Genomic DNA, 22275 nt, shown 5'->3' with positions numbered 1-22275 from the left:
ATCAGGAGCTTTTGGTTCTTTCTTTAATGGCGGCGGTGGGATCGGTGCGGGCGAAGGACAACACGATGCCTATCGCCGCGAGCACCATGATCAGCGAGCTACCGCCGTAGGAGATCAAGGGTAAGGGGACGCCGATGACGGGGAGCAAACCCGTCACCATGGCGATGTTGGCCACGGCCTGGCCGATGACCCAGAAGAGAATCGAGCCGCAGACGACCCGGGCAAAGGTGTCATTGCGCTTCATGACCACGGTGAAGATGGCAAAGGCCAAGACCCCGTAGAGCCCCAGGATGACGATGGTGCCCAGCAGCCCAAATTCTTCGCCGATAATGGCGAAGATGAAGTCATTGTGGGCTTCGGGAATCCAGCTCCACTTTTGCCGGCTTTGTCCCAGCCCGACACCAAACCAGCCACCCGAGGCCAAGGCGTACAAACCATTCTGAGCCTGGTCGCAGAGACCGTCCGTGTCATTACACTTACCCAACCAACCAGCCAGGCGCGCGGTTCTATTGCCACTGACGGCCGCCAAAATAAGGGCCGCCGCAGCGCCGACCACAATGGCCAGGATCAAGACGCGCTTGCTGCCGCCACCAAAGAAGAGTCCGGCGCCGAGAATACCCATGACGATCACGGCGGTTCCCAGATCGTCACCCTTGAGAATCAGCGCAACGAGGGCGATCCCGACGGGCACGACGGGCAAAATGGTGTGGCGCCAATCGGAGACGAGCCGGCCCTTGCGGGCCATGACAGCACCCATCCACAAGGCCAGGGCGAGCTTGGCCGCCTCGGAGGGCTGGAAGCTCAGCGAGCCACCGAGGTTGATCCAGTTCGTGTTACCACCGGCGGACCTACCCAGCGGGGTAAAGACCACGGCCATCAACAAGATCACGGCCAGGATGATGGCGGGCCAGGCAATCTTTCTCAAACCCTCGGCGCCGACGAAGGATAGAGCCATCATGACGACCATGCCCACGAGGGCAAAGATGGCGGCGCGCACGAACAGCGCGTACGGATCGGCGCCTTCGGAGATGGATTCTGCGGCTGAGGCCGAGAGTACCGTCATCAGGCCGATGCAGGTCAGCGCCACCGTGGTGGCAATGATCCAGTAATAGGACGCACTGGGGCGTCCCGCACGGGCATTGATGCGCCCAAAGATCCGTTGCCACTTTTTTGCGGACTTGACCGGAGCAACAGGCGCGGCAGGAGCTTTCGTGCCAGCCGCCGTCGAGCTTTTCGACGGCGACACGGAAGAAGCCGGCTTGGCAGTGGATCCCCCAGCAGCCTTGGCCTGCGCTGCACGGGCGGCGGATGTGCCTGGCTGTGTGGGGGTCCTAGCCACTATGACTCCTTATCGGCGCTTGCCTGTGATTCCAACAGCTCACGAACCGCGTTGATAAACGCTTGGCCTCGGTGGGCGTAGGAAGAGAACTGATCCATGGAGGCCGACGCCGGTGCCATCAGCACGGTGTCTCCGTCGGCTGCCAGCGACGCGGCGATCCCGACGGCCTCGGCCATGACGGCGTCCCCGCGGAGCGTGTCGGCATCGGCATGCCGTCCGCCCTCTGCCCGAGTCACGATGACTTGAACCTCGGGGGCATGGCGTTCTAAGGAACTCGCGAGAGCGGAGCTATCCGCCCCGATCAGCACCACGGCCTTGAGTCGCTTCGCGTGTTCTTGCACGAGCGCATCAAAGTTCACGCCCTTGGGCAAGCCGCCGGCGATCCAGATGACGGGCTTAAAGGAGGCCAGGGAGGCCGAGGCGGCGTGGGGGTTGGTGGCCTTGGAATCGTTGACCCACAGGACACCACCGGAACTGGCCACGGGCTGGATGCGGTGATCGCCCGTATGGTAGTTCTGCAGGCCCAGGCGCACATCCGCCGGCGTCACACCGTAGGCGAGCACGAGCGCCGCGGCGGCCGCAGCATTGGCGACCAGATGGCGCGGCACGAGGTCACCGATGTCGCTCATGGTGGCCAGCTCTGCGGCTGAATCTTTGCGCTCTGCAATGAAGGCACGGTCAACGAGCAAGCCCTCAACAACGCCGACCATGCTCACCGATGGCACACCGGTCGTGAAGCCCACCGCGCGGCAGCCTTCTTGAACGTCGGCGTTTTCCACCATGCGTTCGGTTTCGATTTGCTCGGCGTTGAAGACACAGGCGATCTTCGTATTTTCGTAGATCTTGGCTTTGTCAGCGGCATAGGCCTCAAAGCTGCCGTGCCAATCAACATGGTCCTCGGCCAGGTTCAGGCACACGCTCGAGACCGGCGCCAAGGATTCACTCCAGTGCAGCTGGAAGGTGGAGAGCTCCACGGCCAGCGCATCATAGCCTTCGGGGTCGCGCACCGCGTCAAGAATGGGCGTACCAATGTTGCCGGCGGCGATGGCGCGTAATCCTGCGGCCTGCAGCATGGACTCCACCATGGTGGTGGTGGTGGTCTTACCGTTCGTGCCGGTGATAGTGATCCACTCGGCCGTCTTTCGGCCAGCCTTGGTGCGCACGCGCCAGGCCAGTTCGACATCTCCCCAGATAGGAATGCCGGCCTCGGCGGCTGCGGCCAGCAAGGGGTGGCTGGGCTTGAATCCGGGGCTCGTCACGACGAGTTCGGCGGGCAGCCCATCGACGAGTGGGAGGACCCAGGAGGTGTCCTGGCCCAGGATGACCTCCTGGACCCCCACGATCTTGAGGGTATCGGCGTTGGCCCGGGCCTCGTCGTCGTCCGACGCGGCAACAACCACCACGTGGGCACCCAACTCGGCCAAGGTGTCGGCCACAGAGAAGCCCGTCTTGCTGATGCCGGTGACGACAACTCGCAACTTAGACCAATCGGCGTCCCAACTTGTCAGCGACTCAAGCCGGTTTTCTTCAACACTCACAGGCGAACAATCCATTCAGCATAAAAAGCTCCAAGCCCGACGGCGACCATCAGGCCAGCCAGGATCCAGAAGCGGACAACAACCGTCACCTCACGCCAGCCCTTCAGCTCAAAGTGGTGCTGCAACGGCGCCATGAGGAACACGCGCTTGCCCTTTGAGAGCTTGAAGAAGCCCACCTGAATGATGACCGAGAGGGAAATAACAACGAACAGGCCGCCGATGATGGCGAGCAAGATTTCGGTGCGGGAGAGGATGGCGAAACCAGCCATGGCACCACCGATCGCGAGGGAGCCGGTGTCGCCCATGAAGATCTTGGCCGGGGAGGTGTTCCACCACAGGAAGCCGATGAGGGCCGCAAACATGATGCAGGCCACCAGGGCGAGATCTCGGGGGTCACGAACCTCGTAGCACACGGTCTGGCTCGGCAGCTTGTGAGATCCACAGGCCTGGCTGCTCTGCCAAATACCGATCAGCGTGTAAGCAGCGAAGACGAGAATCGAGGCACCTGTGGCCAGACCGTCGAGACCATCGGTGAGGTTCACACCGTTGGTGGCGGCCGTGATGATCAGGTTCGACCAGATCACAAACAGCACCACGCCCAGACCCGCGCCAGCAAAGGCCAGGTTCAGGGCCGGAATATCGCGGGCGAAGGAGATGAAGGTACTGGCGGGCGTACGCCCCGCATCATCCGGGAAACCCAGGGCCATGACGGCGAAGGAAATACCCACGACAGCCTGCCCAATGAGCTTGCCCTTAGGGTTCAAGCCCGTGTTGTGCTGCTTGGAGATCTTCAGGAAGTCATCAAGGAAACCAACCAAGCCCATACCCACCATGAGGTAGATCATGAGCAGGCCCGAGGCCGTGGGGCCTGTCCATTCCGGATTCAGCAACCACACGATCAAGTGCGTCAGGAAGTAGGCAGCCACGACAGCGCCAACAAAGACGGTGCCGCCCATGGTGGGTGTACCGCGCTTGATCTGGTGCGAGGTGGGACCATCCTCACGGATGATCTGTCCGTATCCCTGCTTGACGAGGAATCGAATGAAAAACGGGGTGCCTGCCAGGGCAAAGGCCAAGGCCAAACCTGCACCAATGAGCAATGCGATCACGGCTGGACAGTCCTTTCACCTGGAGTGGGTTCACTTGTCTTGGTGGGGATATTCCCCGTGGGTAATGCTATCCGATCACCCAAGAAGCGCAGTCCAGCGCCATTGGATGATTTGAACAACACGACATCTCCGGGCGCCAATTCGGCGCTCAAAAGTTCATAGGCCGCCTCGGCATCTGGCAGGAACATTGATTCGTCCCCCCAAGATCCCTCCATCACGGCACCCACATGCATGGCCCTGGCACCGGCGCCAACCACGATCAGGCGGGAAATATTCAGGCGTACGGCGACACGGCCAACGGCGTCGTGTTCGAGCACCGAGTCCTCGCCGAGTTCGAGCATTTCACCCAACACGGCCCAGGTGCGGCGTGTCCCGCTGCCACCCAATTCCGCCAAGGTGCGCAGTGCGGCACGCATCGACTCGGGGTTGGCGTTGTACGCGTCGTTGATGACGCTCACGCCATCGCTGCGATCCGTACGCTCCATGCGGTAGCGGCTCGCCGCCCGTTGTTCGTTGAGCGAGTCCACGATGTTTTCGGCAGAAATACCGAGCACGTGCGCGGCGGAGGCCGCGGCGAGCAGGTTCGTGACGTGGTGCAGGCCAAGGAGCTTGCTGTGGACCTGGTATTCGCTGTCCTCTCCGGGGAAGAGCAGATCAAATTCCGGCTCCCCCTCGGCGTTAGTGCGAACGTTGCGAGCCTGCACGGTGCTCTGAGCCGTCTCGTCCGGGGCAGCGTCGGCGCTGCTGAAGAAGGTCACGGGTGCGCCGGAGCGCTGCGCCATGGCCCGCACTCGGCCGTCGTCGAAATTCAAGATGGCCCGGCCGGCGGGTGTGAGCGCCTCAACCAGTTCGCCCTTGGCTGTGGCGATGTTGTCGATGGAGCCAAATTCGCCCGCATGCGCGCTGCCGACGCCCAGGACGACACCCAGATCGGGGTGGACCATGCCGCTGAGATAAGCGATGTGGCCAATCTTGGTGGCGCCCATTTCGATGATGAGGTAGCGCGTGTCTTCGACGGCGCGGAAGACCGTCAAAGGCACACCAACCTCACCGTTGTAGGAACCAATCGGTGCCACGGTGGCGCCCGCTGCGGAGAGAATACCCTCGAGCAGATCCTTCGTCGTGGTCTTACCGGCGGAGCCCGTGATACCGATAACGGTGAGCGGTGAATGGGCGCGAATCTGGCGCACCACCTCGGCCGCCAACGTCCCCATCGCAAGGACAGCGTCGGCGACGATGACAGCGGGGAAGGGAGTTCCGGCGTCGTCCGCTAAGACCTCACGCTCGGCCAGGGCCAGCACGGCACCGGCAGCAAAGGCGGGGGCCATGAAATCGTGGCCGTCAGCGTTCTCGCCGGCTTTCGCGACGTAGAGTCCCCCGGGGATCACCTCGCGTGAATCCGTGGCGATGCTAGCCACCTCGATGGAGGTAGCCGGGTCAGTGCCAGCGGTCAAGGTGCCGCCGGTCAGTTCGGCAATCTGGGCCGCAGAAAATTCAATCATTAGTTGTGGACTCTATCTTGCTTGCATCTGTCAGGGGGAATCCGTGGGCCAGCAGTGCCGCCCGTAGTTCCACCCTGTCGTCGAGGGAAATATTGACACCCTTGACCTCTTGGAAAACTTCATGGCCGCGCCCCGCAACCAAAATCACGTCATGGGGTGTGGCTAAGTCCACGGCTCGGGCGATGGCTGCGGCACGCTGATCAAATTCCTCAACGACCCGGCCCAGGCCCTCGTGCGTGTTGGCGTCGCGTGCCCCTGCCAGCACCGCGGCGCGAATGACGGCGGGGTCCTCGTTGTGCGGATCGTCGTCGGTGATGATGACAACATCAGCTCCGCGCGCCACAACGGCACCCATGATGGGACGCTTCGTGGCATCCCGCTCCCCCGTGGCGCCAAAGACGGCAATGACGCGCGCACCAGGGGTTGTGGGACGGACAGCGTCGAGGGCACGTTCGAGGGCGTCGGGATTATGGGCAAAATCCACCACGGCGACAGGAGCGGTCCCGACGAGCTGCATGCGCCCGGGCACCTCCACCGTGAACGGGTCGTGGCGGTCGAGTGCACCCTGGACCCGCTGGAGCACATTGTTGACGGAAAGTTCGACGCCGGATCCCGCGTCCTCGGCGATCGCGAGCAGGCGGGTGGTCACCATGAGCAACGCCAGGGCCGCGTTGGCCACGTTGAAGTCCCCGGGCAAGCCGGTGTGGGCCTCGAGCACAACGCCGTTGGGGCCTGACAGGCTAAAGCGCGAGCCAACGCCCTCGCGGCGAATCGTGCGAACCTGCCACATGGCGGGAGCGTCTGTGCTCTCCTGTGGCCTCGTGGAGAGCGTGACAACGGGAACCGTGGCGGCCGCGGCCATACGGCGACCCCAGGAATCATCTACCGTAATCACGGCAGCGCGGGCGTGCTCGGGTGTGAACAAGGCCGCCTTCGTCTCGAAGTAGCCTTCCATGCCGCCGTGCAGGTCCAGGTGATCCTGGGTGAGGTTGGTAAATCCGGCTACCTGGAAGTTCACGGCATCCACGCGCCCAAAGGCCAGGGCGTGTGAGGAGACCTCCATGGAGGCTGCGCTGAGCCCTTTTTCCGCCATGACGGCGAGTAAGGCATGTACGTCTGTTGACTCGGGCGTGGTCAATTTGCTGGGAATGGCTTCTTCACCGGCCAAGATCTCGATGGTGCCGATCAGCCCGGTGGTGTTTCCCAGCGCCCGGAGCAGGGAGTTCAGGAAGTACGTTGTGGTGGTCTTGCCGTTAGTTCCCGTGACAGCAAAGAGTTCGAGGGGCGATTCGCCGCTGCCATACACACGTGCCGCCGCCGTTCCTGTGACCGCGCGGGCGTCTGCCACCGTGAGGACCGGGAGAACCGGCGCTTCTCCGAGAAGCCGCGTTCCGGCGTCGTCCGTCAAAATCGCCACGGCACCTGCCGCGATGGCTTGTGCCGCAAACTTGGCGCCGTGGACGCGGGCGCCAGGAAGCGCCACGTACAAATCCCCGGGGCAAATGGCGCGAGAGTCAAGGCTGACACCGCTAATACGCACGGGAGCATCCATGCTCGCAGGGGCGCTCTGGGCGGCCCCCACCAGGGCAGCCAGCCCCGCAAGATCCGCACCACGATGGTGCTGCGGACGGAGCGGGGCGGCTGAAGTATTCACAGGCACGTGCTCAAAATCCTTTTCTGTCACTTTTACTCGGCTCGGGTCTTGGCGGCTATTCATAGAACTTAGCTGGCTTGACCGCAGGTGTGGTGGAGGGCGGCACATCGTTGCTGCGCAGGACCTGTCCCATCACCTGATTAAACGTATACCCCTGTGTGACTCCGTAGATGCTTCCCTTGGGGCGTTGGACAGTAATACCCACCACATACCGCGGATCATCCATGGGAGCCATGCCGATGAACGAAGAAGTGTAACCGTCAAAGCCCACTCCATTATCCGCCGGAGCCTCAGAGGTACCCGTCTTGCCGCCCGTTCGGTAGCCGGGGACGTTGACGACCTTGTAGTCGGTCATGGTCACAACGCCCTCAAGCATGTCGCGGGCGGCCTGAGCGGTTGCCGGGCTCACAACCTCGACGCCGGGTGCCTGGGCTACCTGATCGACGGTGCCGTCGGCATGCGTGAAGGACTCAATGAGGGCGGGCTTGAGGCGCACGCCGTTATTGGCGATGGTCTGGAAGATCATGGTGGTCTGCAGCGGCGTTTGGGCCACACCCTGGCCGAACAGAACGGTGTAGCGCTGACGACCGTCCCAGTTTTGCCAATTGGCCAAGATGCCGGGGCTCTCACCGGGCAGAGGAATTCCGGTTTTCTCGCCCACGCCAAATTTGCGCATGTAGTTGTAATACTGCTCCAGCGACAGCTTGGAGCCAGCCATGACGGTTCCGGTATTCATGGAGTCGGCGATGATGCCGGCCAGCGTCCGCTTTTCCGTGCCATGGACGAAGGAGTCGGAGAAGTTCTGCCCGCCAATATTCAGCGTGGGAGGGACCAGGTACTGGCTCATGGGGGTCGCGAGACCTTCCTGGACCAAGGCCGCGGCCGTCATGATCTTGCTCGTTGAGCCCGGCTCCACGACGGAGCTGACGGTGCGTGAACCAATATTGGCTACGGCCGAGGCCCCCACGTTATTGGGATCGTAGGAATCGCTGTCAGCCAGGGCTACGACCTTGCCGGTCTTGGCCTCAATGACGGTGATGCTTGCCCAGTCGGCGCTGTACTGTTCCTTCTGCTGCTGTGCTGCTTGCTGGGCGTAGTACTGCAGGTCTTGATCGATGGTGAGCGTGACGGTCTGCCCATCGACGGCTGGTTCGGTACGGACAGGAGCCGTGGGAATGATGATGCCGTTCTTTCCGGCCTGGAAGGTGCGCTTGCCATCTACACCTGTCAGCTGTTTATTCATGGTCTGTTCGATACCGGCCAAAGGATTTCCATCAGCGTCAAGGAAGCCAACGAGGGGGCCACCAACGGCTCCCATAGGGTAGACGCGCTTGGTGATGGCTTGGGGGTAAATACCCGGAATGCCGAGCTCAGCTACCTGCTTCTCCACGAGGGGACTGACATCCCGGGCGATGTAGTTAAAGTTCGCCGTTCCCGTGGCGTTCTTCTTAACGTCGGCATAGTTCAGATCCAAGACCTTGGCCAGCTGGGCCAGACCCTCATCGACGGTGTAGGTGGCCTTGACCTTGTCACCTGTTTTGGGGTCTACCTCGGTCCGGCTGAAGTCCTTGACTTCGGCAAGATTGTTTTGTGCCACGGTGATGTCGTAACGGATGATGCTTTCGGCCAGTACATGACCCTTGGAATCTACGATTTTGCCGCGGACTGCCGGCAATTTTTGAACCACGGTGCGCTGGTCTTCGGCCGCCTGTGCCATGTTGCCAACATCCAGGCCCTGGATCAGGATGAGCTTTCCCGCCAAGATCAAGAGCACAATCATCATGAGTACAAAGCCGATACGCATTCGCGTTCGGCCGACTTTATTGAGCTGTTGTGCAGTTGCGCCGTGTGCTGACTGGGTCGGTTTCTGTGCCACTGCTGCTGTTCCTTGCGCTGTTAGCTTTGGGGGCGATCATGCCACCTGAGGTGATGAGGCTTCTCGTTTAACTCTAGTCGCCCTTCTCGAGCGGTGCCGGGATGGTACCGCCGTTGAGTTCTGGAGCGAGAACAGCGGCAGGAGCCGGAGCGGTCTTTTCTGCCGGGACTGCGGGTGTCTTGGACGCATCGTCCTTGACGGCCGGAGCCTCGGGTTCGGCCACGACAGGAGCAGTCGGCGTGTCTATGAGGGCTGGCGGAAGCACGACCAGGCCCTTAGTATCTGCCGAGGCAGGCTGAGGTGAACCACTGACCTGTTTGGTCCGCACATCGATCTGCCCGGTGGTGCTGGCCGGAACCATACCGAGGGCAGAAGCCTGAGCAACGAGTTCCTGAGGAGCCTGCTTAGCTGCAATGTCCTGCCGCAGTGATTGATTCACCTTGTACAGATCTTGCTGCTGGTTCTTCAGTCCTACTAATTCGTACTGGCCCTTGGATACCGAGATGCTTATGACGAGCACCACAGCCATCGCGGCGACAATCACCATGAACAAAATCACCACGAGGGAGCGGGAGCTGCGCTTGGGCGGGGAAACCACCAAACGAAGGGGTGCGCGGACCTTTTTCGCCTTCTCAGGAGCCTGGGTGGGGCTGCCAATGAGTGGGTCAAGCAAGGGCGCACGCAGCACAGGGGCAGAACTGCCCGACATCACCGGGATATTGCGTGCCGCTTGCTGGCTCATTTTGCGCTCCTGATCCTAATCTTTTCCACGGCCCGCAAACGCGCTGACGCGGCTCGCGGATTCTCGGCAATTTCTTCCTCGGTGGGTATCTCTGTGCCCTTGGTGAGGCGTTTGAGCGTTGCTTTGTGTTCTTCGAGCTCCACGGGGAATCCCGCGGGAGCCGAGGACTGGGCACCTGCAGCGAAGACAGACTTGACGATCTTGTCTTCTAGCGAGTGGTACGACATAACGACGGCGCGACCGTGGAGGACCAGTGCATCGACGGCGGCGGGAATGGCGGTTTCCAGCACGCTCAATTCCTCGTTGACCTCGATGCGCAGCGCCTGAAAGGTGCGCTTGGCGGGGTGTCCACCCGTTTTCGCGGCTCCCGAGGGAACGACATTGCGGATGATGTCTACGAGCTCGCCCGTCCGGGTCAGCGGGGCCTTGTCGCGGGCAGCCACAATGTGGTTGGCGATACGCCCGGCGAACTTTTCTTCGCCCCACTTGCGGATGATACGGACGAGGTCCTCTTCGGAGTAGCTGTTGATGACGTCTGCGGCCGTCTGTCCGCGGCTGGTATCCATGCGCATATCCAGCGGCGCATCGAAGGAGTAGGCGAAGCCGCGGTCGCGCTCATCCAGCTGGAGTGAGGAGACGCCGAGGTCCATCAAAATTCCGTCGATACCCGGCACGCCCAGGTCGGCCAGGACGTCGGTGATCTCGTCGTATACGGCATGGACCAGATCGGTGCGATCGGAGAAGGGGGCCAATCGCTCGCCGGCGAGGCCCAGCGCCTCTGTGTCACGGTCGATGCCGATAAGATGCAGATCGGGATAGCGCTGCAACATGGCCTCGCTGTGACCGCCCATGCCCAGGGTCGCATCGATCACGATGGGGGTCCGGCCAGCCACGCGGGCCAGCTCAAAGGCGGGGGCTAAGAGGTTAATACAACGATCTTTTAGAACAGGAGTGTGGCGTTCGGACGTAGGTGGCGTGGGGTTCTCCGACGTCATCACGACTCCGTTTCTCTTCGGTCAAAACCGGCTAGGGTATGCAATCCCCGTGGGGCAAATCTTTACTAACAATGTGTACTGCGGTGGTGCCTTGGTTCATCCCCATGGGGAACTCTTGCTCTTGAACCAGATCCCCCTCCGCGCCAAGCTGTGCCATGCCTGACTCCGGGGAAGGTGAGTCAGGAAGGGCTGTGCTGGGCGGCTGGAGATCTCATGCAAGACCATCGCTGAAGGCGAAACTACTGCCTCTCAGCGAAAACATCATCTAGCTGATACCTGGAATAGCGAGTTCGTCAGTTGCTGCGAAAGCGCTCTCCTTGGCGGCTAGATAATCATGCCAAGCTTGGGCGTCCCAGATCTCTGCCCGGCTACCGGCGCCAATAACCACCAGTTCCTTCTCGAGGCCTGCATAGGATCGCAGGGTGGCCGGAATGGTCACCCTTCCCTGCTTGTCGGGAACCTCGTCAGAGGCTCCCGAAAGAAATATTCGAATGTAGTCTCGTGCCGCCATGTTGGACAGTGGAGCATCCTGCATTTGAGCTAAGACTTTTTCAAATTCCCTTGCACTGAAAACGTAAATGCAGTTTTCCTGGCCCTTTGTCAGAACCAATCCGCTGGAAAGTTCCTCCCGGAACTTTGCGGGAAGGATAATGCGACCCTTGTCATCAAGGCGCGGTGAATGTGTTCCAAGAAACACCGTCCACCACCTTCATTGCCGAGAGCCTACCCAATCCCCTCTTACGTGCTCCACATTACTCCACAATCCTCCACCGTCAACTCCACTTTTGGGCGTGTTGACCATGGAATGGATTAATTTTCCGCGTCATTTCAAGGATTCTCTTGAGGGTTTGCGGTGGAGGGAAAAATAGGGTGTGCACCACAGTTGGCACCGACATCGCTCATTTGGCCCCATGGAGGCACGATTTGGCAGCACAATGCCCACCCGGTGGCGCAAAGTGGAGGGATTTAGGGTTGGCGGTGTTTGAGGCCTGATTCACAGGAAACTATTTCGAACGTGCCCGCCTTAAAACAAAAAAGACCCCTGAGGGTCTTAGTTGTTAAGGCCAAACGTCAACGTTTGAGGTGGTGCCGCTATTGCTGGCGGCGCCGCTCTTCCCACTTTTCCTCGAGGCCGTTCATGAAGCCGCCTTTTTGCTTGGCTCCGCCGTTCCCGCCAGCCCTCGTGGACTGCTGCGAACCGGAGGCCGACTTGGACTTGGCCAGTGCAAGGTAGACGCCCCCGCCCATAACCAGGAATCCGAAAACTCCGAGCAGCAAAATCTTCAAGGCGACTGCGCCAAGAACACCCACCAAACCGACAATAACTATGAGCACGCCGATGACAACGTTCCGCATGGACATGGAATGCTTTGCTTCCGAGGACAGTGCCTGGGCAAACTTGGGATCTTCAGCATGCAGCTGCTGTTCCAACTGGTCCAACAGTCTCTGTTCGTGTTCAGAGAGGGGCATGACGACCTCCTTCAGGTCAGGGCCGCTGGGGTCTTTCATTGTTAACGACAATACCGTCGAAATGATTCCCGAAGAACCAGTTCGATGTGAGAACGTCACGATCGTGTTTATCGTGACATCTTCACCGTAGCGGCGCCAATCAATTAACTCCTATGACTAACAATAATCCTGATTTTCTCGAACTGAAAGTCCACTCGTACTAGTCTCTGCGAGGCCTAATCAGCCGTGCCGGAGCTATTTTCGCGGTCCCGAATTTGGCGGCAATCGCGTCGGCCACAACCTCCGCATTGCGTGAGTGGTCATCCCGCGGATCCAGGGTGAATTGCAAGGGGGCACTCTCGAGAGATTCCAGCTTTTCCACTCGGAGTCCAATGAGTCGCACGCTCTGCGGCCTGTCGCCGAGCGCCTGCAGCAGGGCCACGGTGCCGGCATAAATTTGCGTGGCGCTATCGGTGCTGGCGGGGAGCGCCTTGGATCGGGTGATCGTGGTGAAATCTGAGTATTTAATCTTCAGGGCGAGGATGCGACCGCTGAGGCCTGCCTCTCGGAGCCGTCCTGCGACGCGGTGTGAGAGCCGCAGTAGTTCTCGTGTGAGCAATTCCGTCTCAAAGGTGTCTTGCGCGAAGGTCTCCTCCGCACCAATACTCTTCTCTTGATGCTCTGGGGTGACTGCCCGGGGATCTATCCCCCATGACAGTGCATGGAGCGCCGTCCCGGTACTGCCCAACGATCGCTGCAGGGAGGGCAAGGGAGTTGCGGCAACATCGGCGACGGTAAAAATGCCCAGCCTAGCAAGCACCTCGCGGGTCTTGGCGCCGACGCCCCACAGCGCTTCAACGGGCAAGGTGTGGAGGTATTCGACGGTTCGCGCCTTTTCGATCAGCAGCATGCCGTTGGGCTTGCATCGGGTCGAGGCGACCTTGGCCACAAATTTACTACCGGCGATACCCACCGATGCCGTGATACCAATCTCGGTCAGAATCCTTGTCCGAATCAAAGCGCCAATCTCCAGGGGCGTGCCGAGCCGTCGCAGGGAACCGGCGATATCAAGGAACGCCTCGTCAACGCTGAGCTGCTCCACGGTGTCTGTAATGGAGCGAAAGACCTCCATGACCTCTCCTGAGACCTGGTAGTACAGCTGGTGCCGAGGCTCGATCACGACGGCGTCGGGACACATCCGCAGCGCCGTGGACATGGGCATGGCCGAGCGCACCCCCACGGCACGCGCCTCATAGGAGGCCGATAAAACCACCGAGCGCCCCGTGGGGAACCCCACAATAACTTTCTTGCCAATCAACTCCGGGCGCTCACGGAGCTCAACGGACACGAAGAAGGCGTCCATATCAACATGCATGACGGTGCAACCCTCTTGCACGGGAGCCCGCTCACCGCCTACCTGCCGATCTTGATCCACTCCTCAAGTGTAGTGATTGCCGAAGAACTCCAGCAGCGGCTCTTATCGTGGGTAAACTGGACAAGATGCCATCTCGCAGGCTCCGGAAGCTAAGGAAATGCTCATGACTCTTGTTTCACCCTTGACAGGGCGCACACTGCCGTTGATGCGTCGCCGACTTGCTGTTGCCATGGCAACGGCCGCCGTCATCTTTCTGACCGCCTGCTCCGGCGCCAGCACCGGGGATTCCTCGGCCACCAGCTCTGCCACAGTCGCTACAACTCCAAGCCCGACGGCGTCAGCCACCGCCGATGCGGTATCCACGGCCGCCGCCTCAGCAGAAACGGCCGTCAAGGAACTTGTCGCCGGCTTCCCCACCACTGTCATGCCCCTCATGAAGGGCGCACAGATTCAGGCCTCGAGCCTCCAACACGGCCAGCCCGTCTCCTTGGCCTCCTTGACGGCGACCGTGACAGCCCCCTCAGCCGATGTGGTCAGCAACTACACCAAGGTCTTTACCGACCAGGGTTTTAAGGCTCAGCCGGGCGACTCGGTGGACGGCGTTCCGCTGAAAACCTTCGTCCGGGCAGAAGGCCAGGAAATCGTCACCGTCTCGGTGGTTCAGACCGGGGCAACCGCCACCTTTACACTCGGCGCGACTCTGCTGCCGGCGTCGTTCAAGTAATAGCAGTACCTTCCGTACCCGCACTTTTATTCACCGCACCAGATCAAACAGCAAGGAATCTTGAAAGCATGAACGCAACGTCTGTCCCTCGTGGCGCGAACCCAGCGGCCGAACAAGAGGCCTTCATTGCAGCCGTTGCTACAGAGCTCACTAGTTTCCTGGCCGAGAAGCATGCCTTGTTGGCACGTATCTCCCCCGACACCTTGGTGTTGATTGACTCGATCAGGAAACTTGTCACGGGTGGAAAAAGGATGCGGGCTTTGCTCTGCTACTGGGGCTGGCGTGGGGCCGGCGGCGCCGCCGATGACCGGGCTATCATTCAGGCCGGCGCCGCGCTGGAGCTCTTTCAGGCGGCGGCGCTCATTCACGATGACATCATCGATCGCTCCGACACCCGCCGCGGCGGTCCCAGCGTGCACCGACAGTTCGGCACCCTGCACACGGACAGTGGCTGGGCGCTGGACCACGAGCGCTTTGGCCATGCGGCAGCGATCCTGACCGGCGATCTATGCCTGTCCCTGAGCGAGGAGATGTTCTCGCTGATTGCCGCAGGTAGCAACGAGCCCGTTTCGCGTGCCGCATCCTCGCGGGCCCGCGCAGTGTTCAATGTGATGCGGACCGAGGTCATGGCCGGACAGTACCTGGATATCTTGGAGGAGGTGTCCGGACCGTCCAAGCCGCACGGTACGGCGGTGGCGCGCGCCTCGGCGATCATTCGTTTTAAGAGTGCCAAATACTCCTCCGAGCACCCCTTGGTCATGGGCGGCGCCCTCGCCGGTGCCGATGACGAGCTGCTGAGCGGCTACAGCGACTTTTCCTTGCCGCTCGGGGAAGCTTTTCAATTGCGCGACGACGTCTTGGGTGTCTTCGGCGATCCGGCCACAACAGGTAAGCCGGCCGGCGATGACCTCCGCGAAGGAAAGCGCACCGTCTTGGTCGGGCTGACGATCGATGCCGCCGCTGCTGCGGATGGGGAATTTGTGGATCAAAACCTCGGTCGACAGGACCTCAGTGACGCAGAGGTGGAGCGCTTGTGCGCCATCATGGTCGACTCCGGGGCACTGGCCAACACCGAGGCCATGATCACCGAGCTGAGCGAGCGTGCCTTCGCAGCCCTGAAGCGGTTGACGATTGCAGACTCCGTGACAGAAGCCCTCTCGGCGCTGGGACTGGCCGCGGTCGCGCGGACCTCATAATGCAGCAGATCGCCACGAGCGCTTAAGTAATAAAGGAGAGGTTGGGCACCATGCCCAACCTCTCCTGTTGTCTTACTTAGCTAATCGAGCGTGCCTTACCAGCCCAGGGCTGAGGCACGACGACGAATCTCGGTCTTGCGGCCACCGATCAGTGCGTCGATGGGACGGCCCGGCAACGACTCGTCGGGGGTGTACAGCCACAGAATGGCCTCTTCGTCTTCGAATCCGGCGTCCTGGAGGACCGTGATGGTGCCTCGCAGGCTTTCCAGGATATGGTCACCGGCAATGAATTCGGCCGGAACGGACCGAATCTTGCGTTCCCCCACACGTGCGGCAAGCAAGGAACCATCCTTGACCAGTGCGTGGACTTTGGTGACCGAGACATCAAGCATCTCGGCGACATCGGGCAGGGGCAACCATTCGCTGACTACTGTTTCAACATTACTCACCCTCAAAGGTTCCCACATATTGCCGTTAACCGTGTAGACGAGAGGGCAAAGTAGCTAAAATTTGTGCGCCAATCCACAGCGGGGTCCCGAAGAACTGGGTTTTAGGGTAAATTTTTGATAGCACTTTAGTAACATCAACCCCATTGGTCTCATCCGTAACGGAAACTTGAGGTACGCACCCATGACTCCCACACGCCCTTCTTCTGCCGCGACAAAATCGGCCGCGGGTGGTAAGCAGCTGGTTGCGGTCGCCACCGCGGCGATCCCGGTTGTTATGCTCTCCTCCTTAGGCCTCGCGGCTCCCGCGTCGGCAAGCCCGCAGCACACGGGGATTGCTCCTCAGGGAACGCACGGAAGCCTCGATTCCCAAAAGGTGCTGGCTGCCGTTCAGGCACGCACCGCCGCCAACCGTATTCCCACGGCTCTTGTGGCCAGCTCGGTGCCGCGTGCTGTCACAGCGCTGAGCCCTAGCGAGACGAGCTTCAAGACCACGCTCACCGGAACCCTTGCGGGCGCCTTGAAGGCTCAGGCAGGCATCACCTCCCACACCGTCGTGGCTGGCGATACCGTCTCAGGGATTGCCGCCAAGTACGGGGTCTCCACGGAGTCCGTCCTGACACGCAACAAGATCTCGGCCAGCACCGTCATTTACCCCGGCGAAGTTCTGAGCATCTCAGGCTCGTCGGCAGCAGCGACGGCTCCGAGCACCTCAAGCACCACGGCATCGGCCAGCTACACCGTCCGCGCCGGGGATACCCTCAGCGGGATTGCCGCCGATCACAAGATCAGCCTCTCCAGCATCTTCTCCCTGAACAGCCTCGACGGACGCTCCATCATCCATCCTGGCCAGAAGATCAAGGTGGGCGGCGCTGTGACGACAGCTCCGTCGTCGAGCCCGGCGAAGGAAAATAAGCCAGCCACGGGCGAACGCTACGTTATCAAGGCCGGCGACACGCTCTCCGCCATTGCGGCCAAGAATAACGTCAGCTTGGCAGCCCTCGTGTCGGCCAATAATATCGACGCCAAGGCCACCATTTACCCCGGGAAGACCCTGAGTATTCCGGGCCTGAACGCGGCCTCCAGCGAAATCGCCCCGATCACGCAGAAGCCGCAGGATGTCCCGGCCGCACTCGCTCCCGAGGACCAGGTCCCCAGCACCTTCTTGCACTACACCTACCCGTCTGCCGTCGTGAATGACGCCAATCGGAATAAGGCCCTGCTGCTGGCGGCTCCTGCCCCCTCGGTGGAAGAGATCAAGTCGCTCGTGGCCAGCACCGCCTCGAGCATGGGCGTAGACCCGTCGCTGGCCCTGGCCTTTGCCTTGCAGGAATCCAGCTTCAACCACCAGTCGGTGTCCCCCGCAAATGCCATCGGCACCATGCAGGTCATTCCGGACTCTGGCGACTGGGCCTCTGGCCTGGTTGGCCGCAAGCTAAACCTGCTCGACCCCACGGACAACGTCACGGCCGGTGTCGCCATCATCCGCGCACTCCTGAAATCGGCACCGAACGAATCCGAGGCGATTGCCGGTTACTACCAGGGCGCCTACTCGGTGAGCGTCAATGGCATGTTCTCCGACACGGCCACCTACGTTGCCGGCATTAGCTCAAAGCGCGAGCTCTTCCGGTAGCAACAACCCCGAATACGGGCCGAAAGTACGCTTTCAACGAAAAGGGACCGCCAGCACGGTGTTGCTGGCGGTCCCTTTTCCATACTGCTTCTAAGGTGGAAGGGTGCAAGAAGTCTCTAACGACCCGCTGAACGGGTCAACCATCGATGGTCGCTATCTGGTTGTATCCAAGGTGGCGCACGGCGGCATGTCCACCGTGTACCTCGCCAAGGATCTGCGGCTAGGCCGCAATATCGCCCTCAAGATTCTGCATCCCCATCTGGCCACCGACACCGCGTTCATCACCCGGCTCAGTCGTGAGGCGCAAAGTGCCGCGAGCCTGTCGCATCCGCATGTCGTGCAAATTCACGATCACGGTGTGGGGCCGCAGCACGCCTACCTCGTCTTTGAGTTCATCGATGGCTACACGCTCCGCGACGTGATCAATGAAAACGGCGCCCTGAGCTTGCGCCAGGCACTCGACCTCCTGGACCCCGTCGTGGAAGGTCTCGCCGCTGCGCATAACGCCGGCCTCGTGCACCGAGACGTCAAACCCGAGAATGTGTTGATCTCCCGTCAGGGGTGGGTCAAGATCGGCGACTTTGGGCTGTCCCGTGCCGTCACCACCTCCACCAACACCGGAACCCTCCTGGGCACGGTTGGCTACATCGCCCCCGAGTTGGCTCGCGGCCAGGGCGGAGATGCGCGCAGCGACATTTACTCTGCCGGCATCATGCTCTATGAACTGCTGACCGGCCAGCAGCCCTTCCGTGCCGAACTGCCCGTGGCCGTGGTCATGTCTCATATCCAAGACGAGCTTCCTGCGCCCTCCTTGGCCGTTCCCGGACTCCCGCCCGTCATGGATGAGCTAGTGCGGTACATGACGGAGAAGGACCCAGACCATCGTCCGGCCAACGGTGCCGCCCTGCTGGAGGATCTGCGCCATATTCGCAAGACCCTCTCCCCCGCCGAACTTGATTTTGGTGCGAGCCCGGACGGTCCCATCATTCCCTCCGGGAACCAGCACACTGCCCTGACAACTACTCTTGAGCCCGCGGAGCATACCGAGGTCATCACGGGCCCGCGTTCCTTCCCCGACGCCACGAGTGTCATTGCGCCCCCCTCTTTCCCCACCTCCGTCTTGCCGTCATCGCCCAAGCTCTACGCCGAAGATCCGCACGCCGATCTGTACCCCACCGTCGCTCTGGCTGTGGAGAAGGACGACGTCGCACAGGCCAGCCACGCTGACGATGACAGTTCCGAGGAAGCTCCTCCTCTGACAAAACGTCAGTCGGCGCTGGCCGCGAAGGAGCGAGCCAAGGCGGCGGCAACGCCCACGAAGAACCTTGGACCAGCTAAGCCCAAGCGACGCGCCCTGCTGTGGATTTTGTTGGTCCTAGTGCTGGGAGCCTTGGCTGCTGGCGCTGGTTGGTTTGTGGGCTTTGGGCCAGGCGCTCTCGCGACCGTTCCAGATGTGCACAACCAGAGCGTGCCTCAGGCGCAAGAAATGTTACTTGCGGCCGGGTTCGAGCAGATCCCGACCTCTGAAATTTTTGATGAGAAGGTCGCCGCGGGCTTGATCGTGGCCACGGATCCGAGCGCGGGATCATCTGTGCGTAAGTTCAAGACCGTCACCTTGCAGGTCTCCCTTGGCCCCGTGCTGTATCCGGTCCCGGCCGTGACGGGGCGGGCCCTCGATGCCGCGACGGCCGCACTGAAAGAGGCGCAATTGACGGCAGGAACCGTCACGGAGGTCTTCGACGAGAAGGTGCCGGCCGGCGTGGTCCTGAGTCAGGATCCGGCTGCGGGTAAGGAATTTCGCGCGGGCACCAAGATAAATCTCGTGACCTCTAAGGGCCCCAAACCCATCCCGGTGCCCTCCGTGGCCGGGATGAGCGAGGGTGACGCCATCGCGGCACTCAAGGCCGTAGGGCTCGTCTCCGTGACAGCGCCCGAACAGGTCAACAGTAAGACCGTTCCCGCCGGTGTAGTTCTTTCCCAGTCCCCGGACTCCGGAAACCTCACAGCGGGCGGCACCGTCACGCTCACCCTCTCCAAGGGGCCAAAGATGATTGGCGTGCCGAACACGGTGGGTAAGCAGGTTGGTGCGGCCACGGCCGAGCTCAAAGCCCTCGGCTTCGAGGTCGAGGTGAAGAACCTGCTGGGCGGTTTCTTCGGCACGGTGCGTTTCCAAGACCCGAGCGATGGCCAGGCCCCCGAGGGCAGCACCATCACGCTCCAAGTTATCTAGCCCAGACAGGCTACTGGGGCTTAGCGCATCGGGAGCCGAGATCCTCGGCGCGGCTGAACCATCGATCCCCGCAGGAACGACAAAAGGCTCCCACTCTAATGAGTGGGAGCCTTTTGCATGGTGCCGAAGTTACTTGTTCTTGCGCAGACCTTCGGAGACCAGGAACGCCATTTCCAGAGACTGCTTGTGGTTCAGGCGCGGGTCGCAGACAGACTCGTAACCGGTCAGGAAGGCTTCCTGGTCGATCGGATCGGCGCCGCCGAGGCACTCGGCCACGTCGTCGCCGGTCATCTCAACGTGCAAGCCACCGGGGACTGTGCCCTGGGCTTCGTGCACCTCGAAGAAGCCACGGACTTCGTCGATGACATCGTCAAAGTTACGGGTCTTGTAACCGTTAGGTGAGGTGACGGTGTTGCCGTGCATGGGGTCAGTAACCCACAGCACCTGAGCGCCGGAGGCGGTGACCTTTTCCACCAGGTTCGGGAGTTTCTCACGAATGTTGGTGGCACCCATGCGGGTGATGAAGGTCAGGCGGCCGGGCTCGCGGTTCGGGTCCAGTTTCTCGATGAGGCGCAGGGCATCATCGGGTGAGGTCGTGGGGCCGAGCTTAACACCGATCGGGTTGCGGACGCGGGACAGGAAGTCCACGTGTGCCTGGTCCAGATCGCGCGTGCGCTCACCGATCCACAGGAAGTGTGCCGAGGTGTCGTAGGGCAGGCCCGTGCGTGAGTCGATGCGGGTCAGGGCCCGCTCGTAGTCCAGCAGGAGTGCCTCATGGCTGGCGAAGAACTCAACGGTCTTGAGCGCATCAAAGTCGGCGCCGCAGGAGGCCATGAACTTAATGGCACTGTCGATTTCCTTGGCCAGCTGCTCGTACCGGCTGTGGGCCGGGTTGGAGGTGAAGCCGCGGTTCCATTCGTGCACGCTGCGCAGATCGGCAAAGCCGCCCTGCGTGAAGGCGCGAATCAAATTCAGGGTCGAGGCAGAGGTGTGGTAGGCCTTGAGCATGCGGGACGGGTCGTGCTGGCGGGACTCCGGGGTGAAGTCGTAGCCGTTGACGATGTCGCCACGGTATGCCGGAAGGGTCACGCCGTCGCGCGTTTCATCATTGGAGGAACGCGGCTTGGCGAACTGGCCAGCCATACGTCCCATCTTGATGACGGGCAGCTGAGCACCATAGGTCAGCACCACGGCCATCTGCAAAATGGTCTTCACGCGGGCACTGATCTTGTCGGCGGTGGCAGCCTCGAAGGTCTCGGCGCAATCGCCACCCTGCAGCAAGAAGGCCTCGCCCTTGGCGGCCTGAGCTAGGCGCGACCGCAGCACGTCAACCTCACCGGCAAACACCAGCGGAGGCACGGAGGACAATTCCTTGACCGTGGGCCCGAAGGCCGGGTGTTCGGACCAGGTCGGCTGCTGGGCGATAGTCAGCTCGCGCCAGTCATCAAGGCCTGGGTAAACGGCGGCACCGGGGACGGAAATTCCGGCAGCGGGTGCAAGTGATTCGTTTAAGGTTAGATCAGTCACGTGTTAAGGGTATCCCCCAAAACCGCGGTGGACTAAACAGTCCGACACCTGAGATGGCGATGTTCGCTTTCGGCCCGCCACGGCGCCTGCAAAAAAGCCGCAGGCCTCAGTTTTGAGGAGCCTACGCCTCGGGGGCAGCTTTCTCCTCGGGGGTGTCCTTGTCCTTTTTCGCGCCGATGACCGTCACCGCACCGGGGGCGATGACGGCCGGCGGGTCGATCCGGATAGCATCGCTGGCGGCGGCCGGTTTGGCTGACTTGTCGGCGGCGAGCTTGTCCTTGATGGTGCTGGCGTAGGAGTCGACATATTCCTGGCCGGAGAGGCGCATGAGTTCATACATGATCTCGTCCGTGACCGAGCGCTGGACAAAGCGGTCATCGGCCATGCCCTGATAGCGGCTAAAGTCCATGGGCTCACCAAAGATGACACCCAGCCGGCGGATCGAGGGGATGCGGCGGCCGATCGGCTGCACCTTGTCGGTGCCGATCATGGCCACGGGAATCACGGGAACGTTGGCCGTCAACACGAGCTTGGCGACGCCCACCTTGCCACGGTAGAGGCGACCGTCGGGGCTCCGGGTGCCCTCGGGGTAAATGCCGAGCAGGCCGCCGTCGTTGAGGACATCGATCCCGGTCTGCAGCGAATTCGCGGATGCGGCGCCACCGGAGCGGTCCATGGGCAGCTGGTTCGTCAGAGTGAAGAAGGCCGCCGTCAGGCGCCCCTTGATGCCCTTGCCCGTGAAGTAATCGCTCTTGGCAAGGAAGACGACGGGCCGCGGGACCATGAGCGGCATGAAGATTGAGTCCGAGAAGGACAGGTGGTTGCTGGCCAGAACGGCCGGGCCGTCAACGGGTAGATTATCCAGCCCCTTAGTCCAGGGACGGAACAACAGCTTCAAAATGGGGCCTAGAAAAATCTTTTTAAGTACCCAATAGATCAC

Annotated in this window: 18 protein-coding genes; 4 read left to right on the top strand and 14 right to left on the bottom strand. The window is 61.3% G+C overall.

Annotated elements, in window-relative coordinates; all coding sequences use genetic code 11:
• Window position 1: 1 nt before the first annotated feature.
• The 11 genes from ftsW to dinB all read right to left on the bottom strand — a co-directional run bounded on the left by ftsW (window position 2) and on the right by dinB (window position 13639).
• The gene (ftsW, locus tag CVS30_RS09660) at window positions 2-1339 is read right to left on the bottom strand and encodes a putative lipid II flippase FtsW (protein WP_181419764.1); all 1338 of its coding nucleotides are present in this window, start codon (window positions 1337-1339) and stop codon (window positions 2-4) included.
• On the bottom strand, window positions 1339-2892 hold the full coding sequence (murD, locus tag CVS30_RS09655) for a UDP-N-acetylmuramoyl-L-alanine--D-glutamate ligase (protein WP_110485123.1): 1554 nt from the start codon (window positions 2890-2892) through the stop codon (window positions 1339-1341). Before murD ends, ftsW begins: the two co-directional genes overlap by 1 nt.
• On the bottom strand, window positions 2874-3986 hold the full coding sequence (gene mraY, locus CVS30_RS09650) for a phospho-N-acetylmuramoyl-pentapeptide-transferase (RefSeq protein ID WP_110485122.1): 1113 nt from the start codon (window positions 3984-3986) through the stop codon (window positions 2874-2876). Before mraY ends, murD begins: the two co-directional genes overlap by 19 nt.
• Complete coding sequence (locus CVS30_RS09645; protein WP_110485121.1) at window positions 3983-5488, bottom strand: UDP-N-acetylmuramoyl-tripeptide--D-alanyl-D-alanine ligase; 1506 nt, start codon at window positions 5486-5488, stop codon at window positions 3983-3985. Before CVS30_RS09645 ends, mraY begins: the two co-directional genes overlap by 4 nt.
• Window positions 5481-7205 (bottom strand): UDP-N-acetylmuramoyl-L-alanyl-D-glutamate--2,6-diaminopimelate ligase, encoded by a 1725-nt coding sequence (locus CVS30_RS09640; RefSeq protein WP_110485120.1) that lies wholly within the window; start codon window positions 7203-7205, stop codon window positions 5481-5483. The genes CVS30_RS09645 and CVS30_RS09640 overlap by 8 nt, the downstream gene beginning before the upstream one ends.
• Window positions 7198-9018 carry a peptidoglycan D,D-transpeptidase FtsI family protein gene (locus CVS30_RS09635; protein ID WP_306418766.1) on the bottom strand — a complete coding sequence of 607 codons (1821 nt, stop codon included), beginning with the start codon at window positions 9016-9018 and terminating at the stop codon, window positions 7198-7200. The genes CVS30_RS09640 and CVS30_RS09635 overlap by 8 nt, the downstream gene beginning before the upstream one ends.
• A gap of 73 nt (window positions 9019-9091) precedes the next feature.
• A complete protein-coding gene (gene ftsL, locus CVS30_RS09630; protein WP_110485119.1) occupies window positions 9092-9760 on the bottom strand; it encodes a cell division protein FtsL in 669 nt (222 codons plus the stop codon).
• Window positions 9757-10755, bottom strand: a complete 999-nt coding sequence (rsmH, locus tag CVS30_RS09625) for a 16S rRNA (cytosine(1402)-N(4))-methyltransferase RsmH (protein WP_110485118.1) — start codon at window positions 10753-10755, stop codon at window positions 9757-9759. The genes ftsL and rsmH overlap by 4 nt, the downstream gene beginning before the upstream one ends.
• Window positions 10756-11020: 265 nt before the next feature.
• Window positions 11021-11452 (bottom strand): division/cell wall cluster transcriptional repressor MraZ, encoded by a 432-nt coding sequence (gene mraZ, locus CVS30_RS09620; protein WP_110485117.1) that lies wholly within the window; start codon window positions 11450-11452, stop codon window positions 11021-11023.
• Window positions 11453-11847: 395 nt separating this feature from the next.
• Window positions 11848-12225, bottom strand: a complete 378-nt coding sequence (locus tag CVS30_RS09615) for an SCO2097 family morphological protein (RefSeq protein ID WP_110485116.1) — start codon at window positions 12223-12225, stop codon at window positions 11848-11850.
• Between the two features lie 199 nt (window positions 12226-12424).
• A complete protein-coding gene (dinB, locus tag CVS30_RS09610) occupies window positions 12425-13639 on the bottom strand; it encodes a DNA polymerase IV (RefSeq protein WP_306418765.1) in 1215 nt (404 codons plus the stop codon).
• A 103-nt stretch (window positions 13640-13742) separates the two neighbouring features.
• On the opposite strand from dinB, the gene CVS30_RS09605 reads away from it, so the two are divergent.
• Both CVS30_RS09605 and CVS30_RS09600 read left to right on the top strand, forming a co-directional pair.
• Window positions 13743-14303, top strand: coding sequence for a hypothetical protein (locus CVS30_RS09605; protein WP_110485115.1), 561 nt, complete (start codon window positions 13743-13745; stop codon window positions 14301-14303).
• A gap of 68 nt (window positions 14304-14371) precedes the next feature.
• Window positions 14372-15499, top strand: coding sequence for a polyprenyl synthetase family protein (locus CVS30_RS09600; RefSeq protein WP_110485114.1), 1128 nt, complete (start codon window positions 14372-14374; stop codon window positions 15497-15499).
• Window positions 15500-15594: 95 nt separating this feature from the next.
• Here the strand turns inward: CVS30_RS09600 and CVS30_RS09595 are convergent, their stop codons facing one another.
• The gene (locus CVS30_RS09595; RefSeq protein WP_110485113.1) at window positions 15595-15948 is read right to left on the bottom strand and encodes an Rv2175c family DNA-binding protein; all 354 of its coding nucleotides are present in this window, start codon (window positions 15946-15948) and stop codon (window positions 15595-15597) included.
• A gap of 181 nt (window positions 15949-16129) precedes the next feature.
• Here CVS30_RS09595 and CVS30_RS09590 point away from each other — a divergent pair, with 181 nt between their 5' ends.
• Together CVS30_RS09590 and CVS30_RS09585 are read left to right on the top strand one after the other, a co-directional pair.
• Window positions 16130-17578, top strand: coding sequence for a LysM peptidoglycan-binding domain-containing protein (locus tag CVS30_RS09590; RefSeq protein ID WP_110485112.1), 1449 nt, complete (start codon window positions 16130-16132; stop codon window positions 17576-17578).
• A gap of 103 nt (window positions 17579-17681) precedes the next feature.
• A complete protein-coding gene (locus CVS30_RS09585; protein ID WP_110485111.1) occupies window positions 17682-19808 on the top strand; it encodes a Stk1 family PASTA domain-containing Ser/Thr kinase in 2127 nt (708 codons plus the stop codon).
• A gap of 129 nt (window positions 19809-19937) precedes the next feature.
• Here CVS30_RS09585 and CVS30_RS09580 read toward each other — a convergent pair whose 3' ends face one another.
• Window positions 19938-21335: a class II 3-deoxy-7-phosphoheptulonate synthase gene (locus CVS30_RS09580; protein ID WP_110485110.1), complete on the bottom strand. Its 1398-nt coding sequence runs from the start codon at window positions 21333-21335 to the stop codon at window positions 19938-19940.
• A gap of 121 nt (window positions 21336-21456) precedes the next feature.
• Window positions 21457-22275, bottom strand: coding sequence for a lysophospholipid acyltransferase family protein (locus tag CVS30_RS09575; RefSeq protein ID WP_110485109.1), 819 nt, complete (start codon window positions 22273-22275; stop codon window positions 21457-21459).

It is taken from the genome of Arthrobacter psychrolactophilus (assembly GCF_003219795.1).
GTDB classification, from domain to species: Bacteria; Actinomycetota; Actinomycetes; order Actinomycetales; family Micrococcaceae; genus Specibacter; species Specibacter psychrolactophilus.
The sequence above is the reverse complement of the archived record's forward strand: the minus strand, read 5'-3'. Positions and strand labels throughout refer to the sequence as shown.

Coding starts and splice junctions, on each gene's coding strand:
- CVS30_RS09605 (WP_110485115.1), top strand. CDS start 13,743: ATGACTCTTGTTTCACCCTTGACAGGGCGCACACTGCCGTTGATGCGT.
- ftsL (WP_110485119.1), bottom strand. CDS start 9,760: ATGAGCCAGCAAGCGGCACGCAATATCCCGGTGATGTCGGGCAGTTCT.
- CVS30_RS09640 (WP_110485120.1), bottom strand. CDS start 7,205: ATGAATAGCCGCCAAGACCCGAGCCGAGTAAAAGTGACAGAAAAGGAT.
- CVS30_RS09600 (WP_110485114.1), top strand. CDS start 14,372: ATGAACGCAACGTCTGTCCCTCGTGGCGCGAACCCAGCGGCCGAACAA.
- CVS30_RS09615 (WP_110485116.1), bottom strand. CDS start 12,225: ATGCCCCTCTCTGAACACGAACAGAGACTGTTGGACCAGTTGGAACAG.
- rsmH (WP_110485118.1), bottom strand. CDS start 10,755: ATGACGTCGGAGAACCCCACGCCACCTACGTCCGAACGCCACACTCCT.
- murD (WP_110485123.1), bottom strand. CDS start 2,892: ATGGATTGTTCGCCTGTGAGTGTTGAAGAAAACCGGCTTGAGTCGCTG.
- CVS30_RS09590 (WP_110485112.1), top strand. CDS start 16,130: ATGACTCCCACACGCCCTTCTTCTGCCGCGACAAAATCGGCCGCGGGT.
- CVS30_RS09645 (WP_110485121.1), bottom strand. CDS start 5,488: ATGATTGAATTTTCTGCGGCCCAGATTGCCGAACTGACCGGCGGCACC.